Origin of the sequence: Streptomyces sp. NBC_00435, from assembly GCF_036014235.1 — a bacterium.
GTDB lineage: Bacteria > Actinomycetota > Actinomycetes > Streptomycetales > Streptomycetaceae > Streptomyces.
Map to the genome: position 1 here is coordinate 136,952 of NZ_CP107924.1, position 11,834 is coordinate 148,785.

An 11,834-nucleotide genomic window follows, 5' to 3' on the forward strand; every position below is an offset into this window, starting at 1 on the left:
CGCGGGGTACGCCACCTCCCCGGGCGTCCCCGTCGCCAGCTCCGCGCCCGCCCCACGACCAGGGGACGGTGACGGCCAGCACCTCGGCCGTGGACGCGAGGTCCGTCCGCTGCGCGAACGTCCTCGCGGCACGTAGCCGCCCGCTTCTGGAACAGCCGGCGTCCGGTTCAGGTGCCCGGGTATCCACGGCCCGGCGGCGGGTAGTGACGGGCGGGCACCGCGGTCCAGCAGCACGGCGCCGCCAGGTGCCGCGGTGGACGTACAGATCACCTCGCCCGGCGGCACCATCCCGGCCAACACCGACGCCCGCTTCGCCGTCCCGCGGTTCGCCAACGGTTGGATCTCGGATTGCCGTCGGGAGTGACGCGGCCCTGACCGGGGCGTTGTTCCAGCATGGAAGAGGACGGGATGCTGTTCGCGCGTGCATCGCTCGACGGCGAGGTCTGGCGGGACACCCTCGAGCACGACGGGCGATGCCCGCGGTGCCACAACCTACGTAGCCCTCGCGCCGGCGAGCTTGCGGTCCTCTGCAGTCCGGAGGGTTCCAGGCAGGCAGTGCCAGAGGCTGGATGGTCGCGCTGTCGGCCGTCACAGTCGTGGCGGCGGTGATCACCACCACAACGAGCTGACGCCACGCCACCCCGCCCCTCACCTACGTGGGCGCCCTGCAGAGCCTCCGGGCCCCTGAGCGAGCCCGATCCAGCCACCTCGCCCGGGTACCGCGTCACCGTCGTGTCCGCGTGCGGTGTCTGGCGGGAACGCCCGCCACGGGGGCGAGCGGCCACGGCGACCGGGCGCTCCCCGGCCGTTGGCCCGCGGACTCAGCGCAAGCCCTGTTTGACACGGTGCCCTCGGGTACCTCGGCAAGGCCGCCGAGCCTCCCTCAAGGATCCCGGCCGGCCGTGGCCACCAGGGCACAGGCGCGGGTGGTTGGCGAATCTAACCACCCGGACGTGCGGTTTGAGATCGCGATCATGTGCTCTTCGGCTGTGCGGTGCGCCCGAGCGCCTGCCATGCGCGCTGTGCCCAGGGGGCCTGCGACGTGCTGTTATGTGCCAGTCCGGCCGGACACCTCAGTCGCCGTGCTCGCTCGTTGACGCCCCTTCGCTACACGTCGTCTCGGAGATCTTGTGGATGTCAGTCATACCCCGGCCGTTAGACCGCCAACAGCCAGCTGAACGGCGGCGGGCTTCCCCAGCACCCCCCGTGTGCCCCTGCCGTAGTGGTGATGGCGGAGTCGTACGGGCGGGAACACCCGGATCAGGGAGCGTCACCCCGGCACCGGTTCGCTGGTGCATGCAGTGTTCCCGCCCGCCTGCTCACAGCGAACCCGAGCCAGGCACAAAGACCTCTGTGGGCGTGGGCCGATGACCATCGACTCTGCCGCCGACGCTCCCATGCCCGCTGTGGACAGCCCGCCTTCACCGCGCACAGGGATCGGGCTGCCGCGCCATGTCGCCGTGATAGTGGACGGCAACCGCAGGCGGGCCCGCGCACATCGCACCGATACGGCCGTGGCCTACCGGTGCGGTGGTGACCGTGTGCACGACCTGCTGAACTGGTGCGAGGAATCGGGGATCAGCGTGGTCACGCTGTGGCCCCTGTCCGCCGACAACCTGCGGCGCGATTCCGGCGATGTCCGCGCCCTGGTGAAGGTGATCGCGGACGTCGTCGGGGAGCTCGCCGACACAGGCCGCTGGCAGCTGAACCTGTTCGGCAACACAGAGCTGCTCCGCCACGGCATGCGGCGCCGGATCCGCGGCGCCGCACGGCGCACCGGTGCGGTGTCAGGGATGACGGTCAACATCGCGGTGGCCTAAGACGGGCATGAGGACATCACCTCGGCAGTCCGCTCGCTGCTGACCGAGCACGCCGGCCGCGGCACCCCGGTCGCGGACATCGTGAACGGCCTCACCAGTGACCAGATAGCCGGCCACCTGTCACTGACAGGCCAACCTCCTGTGGATCTGATCATCCGGACCTCGGGTGAACAACGTCTGTCCGGGTTCCTTCCCTGGCAGAGCGCGTACAGCGAGTTCTACTTCTGCGACGTGAACTGGCCCGACTTCACCCGGGCGGACTTCGACGCCGCCCTCCTCAGCTACACCCGACGATCCCGGAGGTACGGGCAGTGACGACGTACAGCACGCTTCCCACCCCTTACGATCCCCCGCGCCCGGTCCTGCCCTTTCCCTCACTGCGCAGCCCGCATGCCGAGGAGTTCGAGGACGGCGCATTGCGGTGGGCGGTCCAGCGGGGGCTGGTGAGAGGCGGGCAGGCGGAGGCGTATTGGCGGCAGGTGGGACTAGGCGAGGTCAGTGCCCGCGCCTACCCGTACGCGCAAGCCTCCACCGGACTGCTCCTGACGTGCTGGATCGGCTGGACCGCCTGCGTGGAGCGGTACTTCGACGAACCGGCCGCGCCCCCACCGGGCGAGCTGCTCACCCTGGTGGAGAGCCTGGCGGATACAGGCGAGGTACCGCGGGTGCGACACCCTCTTGCAGCTGCCCTGGCCGGTCTGTGGCAGGACACCATCCCCCTGATGCCGGCGCACTGGAGCCGGCACCTCGCGGTCAACCTCGCCGACTACGTCCACGCCTGCGCCGCCGAATCCCAGGACCACGACAGCGTCCTGGAGCAGGTGGGGGTCGAGGAGTTCTTCAAGCAGCGCCGGCTCACCGTCGGCAGCTACCTCTACTGCGACCTGGTCGAGCTGTCGGTGGGGTTCGCCGTCCCGGACCGCCTGTACCGAAGCCCGGCCTTTCGCCGGATGCGGCAGGTGTGGAACGACCTGACCTCACTCGTCAACGACCTGGCGTCCGTTCCCAAGGAACTGGCGGCCGGGGACCTGCTGCACAACCTGGTCCTCCTCACCCACCACCGGGACGCGATCCCCCTCGCCCAGGCCGCACAGCAGGTCGCCGCGCACATCGAGGACCTCGCCAAGACCTTCACCGCCCTCGAGGAGCAGCTCGAGACGGAAGCCGGCCAGCAGGTGCTGCCAGCGGAGGTCCGGGAGGGCGTGAGGCGATGCGTGCAGGCCATGGAGGCGTTCATCGCCGGCGAGCAGCGCTGGCACGAACTCAGCTCCCGGTACACGCAGACCGCAGAACCTCCCGCCACTCACGCCTCGAAGGGACTGTGATGTTCGGTCGCAAGCGGCAGCGCTGGTACACGAAACCCGACCTGCGTCCCACGCCTGGCGATGAAGCGTTCCCGGCGGCGCTGCCCGATCCGACAGGCTGGTTCTGCCTCGGCTTCTCCGACGAGGTCAAGGCCGGCAAGATCGTCACCCGCAGGCTCGTCGACCGCGACATCGTGCTTTATCGCACGCGGAAGGGGTTGTTGCGGGCGGTCGAGGCGTACTGCCCTCACCTGGGCGCCCATCTGGGAGTCGGCGGCAGCGTGGAGGGGGAGAACCTCGTCTGCCCCTTCCACCGGTTCTCCTACGGACCCGACGGATCTTGCGTGCAAACCTCGTACGGCAAGCGGCCGCCGAAGGCGCGTCTGGGGCAGCTGGAGGTCCGGGAGATCAACGGCGGCATCATCTTCGCCTGGTACGACCGGGACGGCCGGCCGCCTTCGTGGGAGCTCCCCGAGGTCGAGCTGTCCGGGTATTCGCCGTTGGTGCACATCACCGTGGAGATGCCCACCCACCCGCAGGAGATCGGCGAGAACACGGTCGACGAGGGGCACTTCCCCGTCATGCACAAGTCGCCGATCCTGGCGATCGAGCCGTACACGTTCACCGGGCACGTCCTCGGACTCAACTTCACGATGCGCGTCCCGCTCCCCCACATTCCCCGCGCCGGCATCACCGTCAGCTATGACGGAGAGCTCCACGGTCTCGGTTACACGGCCGGATCCATGAAGTTGACGGCCGGGCCCGTCCTGCGGGGGTGGATCATGCCCACCATTGTGGGGCCCTGGCGGATCCAGCTGCGGTTCGCGGCCTGCCTGCGCCTGCCCGCCCCGCGCTGGCTGCCCGACCGCCTCGGTCAGGCCCTGGCCTACGCCGCCGCGCGGGCCCTGTGCGACATCGGGCTGCGCACCACCGCCACGGGCTTCGTCCTCAACGACGACAGCCCCATCTGGCACACCAAGCGCTACCAGCCGGCCCCGCGCCTAGCCGACGGAGACGGTCCGATCATGGCTTACCGCCGCTGGGCACAGCAGTTCTACCCCGACCAGCACGAGCCGGCCGACGAGCAGAAGGACACCCATGACGCCTCTCTCCCCCGCGATCGACAAGCTCCCCTTCTACTGCCCGATACCAGCCACGCCCCATCCGCCGGCTGACCAGCTCGACGCCGACTCGGTCCGCTGGATGGTGGACTACGGGATCTGCACACCCGACTCCTGGCTCGCCCAGATCAACAGCGGCCACGTCGCCGCCACCATGGTCCCGCTGTCCGACGCCGGCCAGCCCGCCCAGCACATGGGCTTGTTCTCCGACTTCTGCTATTGGGCCTACGCCTGGGACGACGCCCGCGATGCCCGCCTGGACCTACGGCCCCCCGCCGCACTCACCTCCCACTGCCAGCGCCTGGACCGGATCCTCGACCACCCCGGGCCTCCCCCACACGAAAGCGACCCGTACTGCCAGTCCCTGTGGGACCTGCGCCGACGCCTCGCCGACCTCGCCGACACCGAGCAGGCCCTGCGCGTCACCGAGGGCACACGCCGCTTCATCCACGGCGGCCACCACTGGACCCACATGCAGCGCACCCGCACGATCCCGAGCCTCAACGACTACCTGCTCATGCGCAGCGACGACTGCGCCGGCAGCTGGATGGTGCCGTTCTACCCCCTCATCGGCGGCTACCGGCTCACACCCGAGGAAGCGAACAATCCGCTCGCTCTGATCGCCACCGACCTCGTTCCCCTGATCGGCGCCCTGGACAACGACGTCATCTCCCACCACCGCGAAGCGGCCATCGGAGAGTTCAACGTCCTGGACGTCCTGCGAAACGAGAACGGCGGGTACCCGCTCACCGACGCCGTCACCGACGCGATCGCCCTGCGCGATCGGCTGATGGCCCTCTACGTCCGCATCCGAGACCACCTCGCCCGCACCGCCAGCCCCCACCTCGCCCGCTTCGCCCACGACATCGGATACATCATCCGCGGCCACATGGAATGGGCCCTGGAAACCAACCGCTACCGCACCCCCGAGAACGCGAAAACCGGCGAACTCCACCACGCCACCGGATTCACGGCCGACTGGCGCGAGCACCCAGCCGACGACAACCCCGAACCGCCCGCTCTCCCCTCCATCGCCTGGTGGTGGAACCACATCCAGACCGCCGAGGCCAGCCAGCCGCCCTCCACCGGCCCCGTCGCCCCCTGACTCCGCCACCGTGCAACCGGCTCCGGACTCGGTGGTCACACGGCAGTGGTGGATCCCGGGCACGCCAGTTGGTGTAGGGGCGCTATTCGCCACCCGCGCGGCCTTTCGACGCAACAGGCGCAGGTGAAGGCCGCACGCCGCCCAATGGAAGGGATGTTTCTACATGGCGCAGGAACTGAGGCCGGCGATCCGCGCGGGTCTGTCCATTCGCACCCGCATTTCGCCGGTCGGCGTGTGGTCCACCGTCGGTGGGGCAGCACTCAGCCTGCAAATATGGGTTCTGGGCCGGTGGCTGACCACGAGTGACCTGCGCTCCGCTCCGCCGTCGGGCTACCAAATCTCGGGCGGGCGTATGGCCGCGGCCTGGACCTTGCAGGTGGTCGTCGCCGCAACAGTCCTGACCATGGGGGTGATACTCGCCCGCCGCTGCCTGCGGGAACGGACGGTCACCTTCGACGCCGCCCTCTACACAGGCCTCCTGCTGTCGATGTGGCAAGACCCGATCATGTACTGGAACAAGCTGTACGCCGCGCCCGGCGGGAACCTGCCGAACGACGTGGAAACTTCCAGGAGACCCTACATCCCCGGCTGGCACGGCCCCGACATGGACGGCGCACCCATCTACGAGTCCGTGGCCGGCGGTTCCGGACTGGCCTATCCCATCGTGATGGTCTGGTTCTGGCTCCAGTACAAGCTGTACCGGCAGATCGCCCGCCGCCGGCCGCACTGGAGCAACTGGAGGCTCTTCCTGACCGCTGCAGGCATCGGGACCCTGATCGACCTGCCCACCGGGGAGCCCCTGTTCCTGTTCACCGGCGTCTTCGCCTACCCCGTCGGATACCCCCACTCACCCTCTTCGCCGGGCACTGGTACCAGCTGCCTCTGCTGGAAGTCCTCTCGGCAAGTCTCGTCCTGGTCACCCCCATCCTCGTCCTGCGCCGGATCGACGAATCCCGCCGGGTCCCATGGCTGTTCACCACGAGCGACCGATCCCGCACCCCGGCCCGCCCGCTCGTGCGCCTCCTGGCTGGGGTCGGCCTCGCAAACGTCGTGATCCTCGCCTACCTCCTGGCCAACGTAGCCATCGCAGAACTGGGCGGCCCGTTCCCCCACGACATGCCCAGCTGGCTCTGGTAAACCAGCCGCCTCGCCCGGGCACCGCGTGGCCGTCGTGTCCGCGTGCGTTGTCCTGGCAGGCTGGCCGGTGGAGCCTGCCCGGGTCCTCCTTCGCACGTCGGCCCGGGCGGGCCGCCAACCCGCCCGGCCCGTCAGCTTCAGCGGTGCGGGCTCCAGCGACCGAAGCGGGCCATCGGCTCGCGTGCCGCGTCCTCGTCGAGTCCGAGATGCGCGGCGGCCTGCGCGGCGTCAACATCCGCGGCGGTGCCTTGGGCCGCCCAGTAGCCTGCCCGCTCCGCGACCACCTCCAGGCGCTCCAGCAGAAGGCTTATGTTCTCGGGCAAGGGGACCGTGGCACCTCGACCTGGTCGGTGTGCCCGTACCAGTCACGGTCGCAGGCTTCCGCCTCGTCGTCGCCGCCCTCTACGAGGTCCTGGTCGCCGAGGCCCTCCCAGTCCAGGCGGCGCTCAAGGCCGACCCAGCCACAGGAGCACGCCGCGCGCAGCGCGGCCGCCTGCGGGACGTGCGGCGAGCGGCCGTCGTAGACGCGCAGGTTGAGGAGTCCCGGGAGCGCCAGCGCTCCCGGCGCACCCTGTGCTCCCCCCTGCTCTGACCGCGCAGGGACGGCTTGCCGTCACCGCCAGCCGATACCCCCGGATTGCAGCCCGCGAGACCAACCGCCAGCCCGGCCGCACCGCCCTGCACCGCACCCTCCTGACGAGCCGGCGACTGCTCGGGACGCACGGCATCAACGTCCCACCCGCGACCACTCCACCCCCATGGCTCTCACCGTCCTCCAGGCCCGGGTCCAGGCTCAGACCGACGAAGACAACAAGATCAAGAAAAGGTGTTGAAGATCTGCAAGCCCTTGAACTCACGCTCGCCGCGTGATCGACAACCGTGTGCCCACCTTCATGGGGGAAGGCCCGACCGGCTCTCCCGCCGGTGCACCCAAATCATCCCGTCCCCGCCCTGGCCGACCACCAGGATCGATGAACCGCCGCCCCGCCGCCTCGCCACGCACCCGCCTGCAGCGTCGTAGCGGTGACGAGGCGTGGGGCGCGTGGTCCTGCGGGCCTATCGGTTGACGCGGCGCCATTGCTGCTGGGCGCTGCCGTCAACGGCGACCCGGTAGTCGGCGTGCCGGAGGTTGATCGGTCGGTGATGCCGAGCACCTTGCCGCTGCGGGCGCAGGTGAGGGTGATGTGTCCGTCGCCGGTTTCGGTCACCTTCCAGCGCTGGTTGTCGGCGCCGGTCGGGTTCCACTGGATGAGTCTCGCGCCGTCGCTGTTGCCGCCGCCGCTGATGTCCCAGGAGAGACCGCCGGTGGTGCGGACCTCGTGGAGGCCGCTTCCTACGGGGATGAAGCGGAAACGCTGGTTGACCGCTTCGCTCGGGGTGTACTGGATGATCTTGGTGCCGGGGCTGGTGGAGGCGCCGGGGACGTCGATGGCCTTGCCGCTGTGGCGGTTGATCAGCTGGAAGATGGACTGCTGGGTGGCCGGTGTGGCGGTGACGAACCCGCTGGAGGGGATGGTGACGGTATTGCTCCAGGCGCCGAAGACGACTGTGGTCGATCGTCCGGCCGTGCCTCGGAGCGTGGCGCTCGTGACCTGTCCGGACGACCAGGCGAAGTCGACGGTGAGACCTCCTCGTACGCCGATGCCGGTGACCGAGCCGGAGGCGGCCCACGCCTCGGGCAGGGCGGGCAGGAGCTCGACGCGTCCTGGGCGGGACTGGACCAGCATTTCCAGCATCGCCACGGGCGCGCCGAAGTTGGCGTCGATCTGGAAGACCGACCTGCCGCCGAGGTCGTACATGTTGAACAGGTTGACGGCGGATCCGTTCCTGAAGCCGACGGAGGGCTTCAGCACGTACATGACGCACTGGTACGCCTTGTTGGCGTTCTTGAGGCGGGCCCAGCAGATGGCGCGCCATGCGGTGGCCCAGCCGAAGCTTTCCATGCCGCGTGCCTCGAGGAGTTTGGTGGCGCCAGCGATGAGGGCTGAGGGGGAGTCCTGGAGGTTGATGCGGTCGCCGGGGAACAGGCCCACGTGGGCGGAGAGGTGGCGGTGGGTGGTCTCGCCGAGGTTGCCGTTGCTCATCCACTCTTCCAGCCAGCCGCTAGTGGCGCTGACCTCGGGCAGGTAGAGCTTGGCCCGGAGGTCACTGATGGTGGAGGCGTAGGAGGCGTCCTTGCCGAGTTTCGCTGCGGCGGCCTGGTAGTTCTTGAACAACTGCCAGACCAGCTCCTGGGCGTAGGTGATGCCCTGGGCGTTGTCGGGGCCGTGTTCCGGGGACCAGTCGTGGTCGTCGATGAGGACCTGGCGGGCGGCGCCGGTCACGGGGTCGGTCACGGTCTTCTTGAGCAGCCGTGCCTGCCAGAACTCGCAAGCGCCCTTGAGCAGCGGGTAGATCTTGGCGAGGTGGGCGGTGTCCTGGGTGTATTCGTAGTGCTCAAACAGCGCGTTGCACATCCAGGCGTTGCCGGCCGGATGCCACCACCAGCCGTTGCCGCCCCAGACGTTGGTGGAGATGGCCACGGTCCAGCCCGCCACTTGACCCGAGGTATTGCGGAATCGGTTGCGCGGGTCCTGGAAGAGGTCCTTCGTCCTGGCCTGCCAGCCTGGGAGCTGCGCGACGCAGTAGTCGGTGAACGCGTCGAAGCATTCGGGCAGGCCCGCGCGGTCGGGCAGCCAGTAGTTCATCTGGACGTTGATGTCGGTGTGGTAGTCGCTCATCCACTCGGGAGTGTTGCTGTCGATCCACAACCCTTGCAGATTCGTCGGAAGGCTGCCCCGGGATCCGGTGATCGTCAGATAGCGGCCGAACTCCAGGTAGGCGGCCTCCAGCTCCGGGTCGGGCGCAGAACCGGCCGCGGAACGCGCCGCCAGCCGCGCGGTGGTGTCCAGCGCCCGTTGCGCGTCCGTCGAGGCTCCGAGGTTCACCCGCATCCGCTGCTGCAGCCGCTGGAAGTCCGCGACGTGCGTATCCCGCAGCGCCGTGCCAGTCGCCTTCGCCGCGGCCGTCGCCTTGCCGCGGGCCACGGTCAGCGGCGCAAGCGCGGTGTCCTTGTAGGCGACGGATGCGTCGGCCTTGTAGTTGGTGCCGCCGGACAGGATCAACACGACCTCGGTGCAGGCCGTGAACGTCACGTTGGTTCCTGTCGCCGAGACGCCACCGCCCGTACCGGCCGCCTTGACCAGGGCCGCGTACTTCAGCGAGTTGGGCAGTGCCGCCGAGAACGACGCCTCCGCTGCCGCGGCAGCGGACGTCACTCTCTCGCCCCGCGTGCCCGTGAGCGTCAACGACCCCGTGTAGGAACCGCCGCCGCTCTGCGACAGGCGTACGACGATGACGTCGTCCGGGTGGCTGGAGAAGACCTCGCGCCGGTACGTCACGCCGCCCAGCCGGTAGGAGGAGGTGACCAGACCGTTGCTCATGTCGAGGGTGCGGCGGTAGCCGCTGACCGCCGAGCCGGTGTGAGCCGGGATCTTCAGGTACGCCTTGGCCAGCATGCCGAAGGTACCGAAGCCGTCCGTACCGTAAGGGAACTGTCCGTCGGACTGGAGCGCGGCGTTGGCGTGCCCCGTCCACAGCGTCGCGTCCGAGAGGACGAGCAGGTCCCGGGACGGGTCGCCGGACACCATGCCTCCCAGCCGCCCGTTGCCCACGGGCAGGCCCTCCTCCATGATGGCGCTTTCCCGGCCCGGCGAGCTGTACCAGAGCGACAGCGCCTCGCCCTGCGGCACAAGAGCCAGCGAGGTCGGGCGGGGCACCGCCGCGGCTGCCGGAGTGAACTCGGGCAGCGACGACATCGCGAACAACGCTCCGAAGGCGGAAGCCGCTCTCAGGACGCCACGGCGGGAGACCTCGGGCCCACGGGCGTCCGACGGCAGTCGGGGGGTGGAATCGGACGTCACGGTGCTGCTCCTTCGGCCGACAGGACGCGGAGGTCACGGTGGACCACTTCTGGGACGGCGGCCATGTGACGCGGATCTCCGCGCCCGCGGGGGCCAACGAGGTTGCTTCCGGCCGGCGGTGCTGGAGGCACCGCTACTCTGTCGGGTTCTCGTCGCATGATCACCCGCTTCTTGCCGTTCGCCGTACGGGCTTCGCACACGGTGCGCGAGGAGACCTGTCCGGGGGTGTCGGGCAGCGTGCCGACAGCGCAGTCGGCTATCGGGCAGCCGGTGAGGACCGCCGGAACAGGAAGGACTGGTGCTGACACCTTCAAGTGATGCGTCGCCTCATGTGTTTGCGCAAACATGAGGTTGGGTGAAAGTTTGAGAGCGGCAGCCGAGCCTGTCAAGGGACGGCTTCCCCTTGACGGTGGACACTGGTTGTCACGCGGCGACAGGTGTGGTATAAGTCGCCCACAAGGACGACGGCGAGGCGGGTTCCGCTCCACCGTTTCCGCCCCTGGAGCGTCTCGCGTTTCATGGTCGCATTCAGGGGCTCCGCGGCAGTACTTTCCCCAGGGCCCGGACCTGTCCCGCTGGGACACCGATGAGCTCCAGGCCCTCGGCGCCACCCTCAACGACAGACCCTGCACAACCCTCGACTGGAAGACCGCGGCCGAGGCCCTCAACCGGCACCTGCTATCCCTCCAGGAAGCTGGTGTGAGACGACCGGTTGAGTCCAAGTTGCGCCCCGTTGCGGCCAGGGAGGATGGCCCCGCGCAGCCCGCCGGCGCCACGGGGCCGCTGCGGCGGCCCCGAGCGCGTCGCTGACCAGCTCCGTGCACATGTGGTCGGCGATCAACCAGCATGCGAGCCGCTTCGAGCACAGGTCCAACACACCGTTGCGAGATACAGGAGCTGGCCGTCCCCGACCGGGTGATAGGTGATGCCGCCGACGGCTCGTGAACGGTGTTGCGCACCCTCTTGTTCAGGTGCAGCTGGCGTGACAGTGCGAGACGGCATCGGCCTTGAACTCAGGTGAGTACTTCGACGTCCCCAACGGGATCATCTGTCTCTGGATCCTCACCATCCAATGATCCGGGTGTCCACGATCACGGGGAAACGCCCGTCCGCTTCGTACCCCTGCTCCGACCTCACGGCTTCGCCTATAGCCCGCCCGCTCCACGGGGCTGCTCGCTGCGGAATGCCTGGCTCGAATGGGTTCAGCCTCATCGCCGACTGACCAACGTGACGCTCCGCAGTCGGACCACAATAATGGGATCAGGGTCGCTAGCCCTGGCCGCCGTAAGTTGCCCTTGACAGCGGACGAGGCGAAGCTCAATCATTCTCGACAATGCAGGCCTCTTCGTGATCAAAAAACTAGAACCTTTCTCTCGAAGCGGCCTGACGTAAGCCGAATTAACGATGCGCTACACCCAAGTGAGGACCCCGGCCCAACGGACTCA

General features: G+C 68.8%; 6 protein-coding genes and 4 pseudogenes. 7 read left to right on the forward strand and 3 right to left on the reverse strand.

Annotated features, from left to right (window positions below):
- The first annotated feature begins 1,397 nt into the window (after positions 1-1,397).
- From uppS to OG389_RS36665, 5 genes and pseudogenes are all read left to right on the forward strand, one after another.
- Positions 1,398-2,135, forward strand: a pseudogene (uppS, locus tag OG389_RS00635) (polyprenyl diphosphate synthase).
- Positions 2,132-3,145, forward strand: coding sequence for a terpene synthase family protein (locus OG389_RS00640; RefSeq protein WP_328296455.1), 1,014 nt, complete (start codon positions 2,132-2,134; stop codon positions 3,143-3,145). Before uppS ends, OG389_RS00640 begins: the two are co-directional and overlap by 4 nt.
- Entirely contained in the window at positions 3,145-4,299 is a 1,155-nt protein-coding gene (locus tag OG389_RS00645; protein ID WP_328296456.1) for a Rieske 2Fe-2S domain-containing protein, read from the forward strand. The genes OG389_RS00640 and OG389_RS00645 overlap by 1 nt, the downstream gene beginning before the upstream one ends.
- The gene (locus OG389_RS00650; protein ID WP_328296457.1) at positions 4,223-5,350 is read left to right on the forward strand and encodes a terpene synthase family protein; all 1,128 of its coding nucleotides are present in this window, start codon (positions 4,223-4,225) and stop codon (positions 5,348-5,350) included. Before OG389_RS00645 ends, OG389_RS00650 begins: the two co-directional genes overlap by 77 nt.
- Positions 5,351-5,837: 487 nt before the next feature.
- A pseudogene (locus tag OG389_RS36665) lies at positions 5,838-6,487 on the forward strand (spirocyclase AveC family protein).
- 137 nt (positions 6,488-6,624) lie between these two features.
- On the opposite strand, the gene OG389_RS00660 reads toward OG389_RS36665, so the two are convergent.
- Positions 6,625-6,810, reverse strand: a complete 186-nt coding sequence (locus OG389_RS00660) for a hypothetical protein (RefSeq protein WP_328296459.1) — start codon at positions 6,808-6,810, stop codon at positions 6,625-6,627.
- A 29-nt stretch (positions 6,811-6,839) separates the two neighbouring features.
- Between OG389_RS00660 and OG389_RS00665 the strand changes: the two genes are divergently transcribed.
- Positions 6,840-7,079 carry a hypothetical protein gene (locus tag OG389_RS00665; RefSeq protein ID WP_328296460.1) on the forward strand — a complete coding sequence of 80 codons (240 nt, stop codon included), beginning with the start codon at positions 6,840-6,842 and terminating at the stop codon, positions 7,077-7,079.
- A gap of 343 nt (positions 7,080-7,422) precedes the next feature.
- On the opposite strand, the gene OG389_RS00670 is transcribed toward OG389_RS00665, so the two are convergent.
- On the reverse strand, positions 7,423-10,389 hold the full coding sequence (locus OG389_RS00670) for a glycosyl hydrolase family 95 catalytic domain-containing protein (RefSeq protein ID WP_443059182.1): 2,967 nt from the start codon (positions 10,387-10,389) through the stop codon (positions 7,423-7,425).
- A 528-nt stretch (positions 10,390-10,917) separates the two neighbouring features.
- Between OG389_RS00670 and OG389_RS36670 the strand changes: the two are divergent.
- Positions 10,918-11,091, forward strand: a pseudogene (locus OG389_RS36670) (IS30 family transposase); the annotation flags it as partial.
- A gap of 79 nt (positions 11,092-11,170) precedes the next feature.
- On the opposite strand, the pseudogene OG389_RS00675 reads toward OG389_RS36670, so the two are convergent.
- Positions 11,171-11,334, reverse strand: a pseudogene (locus OG389_RS00675) (IS3-like element ISRhosp5 family transposase); the annotation flags it as partial.
- Between the last annotated feature and the right edge of the window lie 500 nt (positions 11,335-11,834).

Coding starts and splice junctions, on each gene's coding strand:
- OG389_RS00645 (WP_328296456.1), top strand. CDS start 3,145: ATGTTCGGTCGCAAGCGGCAGCGCTGGTACACGAAACCCGACCTGCGT.
- OG389_RS00650 (WP_328296457.1), top strand. CDS start 4,223: ATGACGCCTCTCTCCCCCGCGATCGACAAGCTCCCCTTCTACTGCCCG.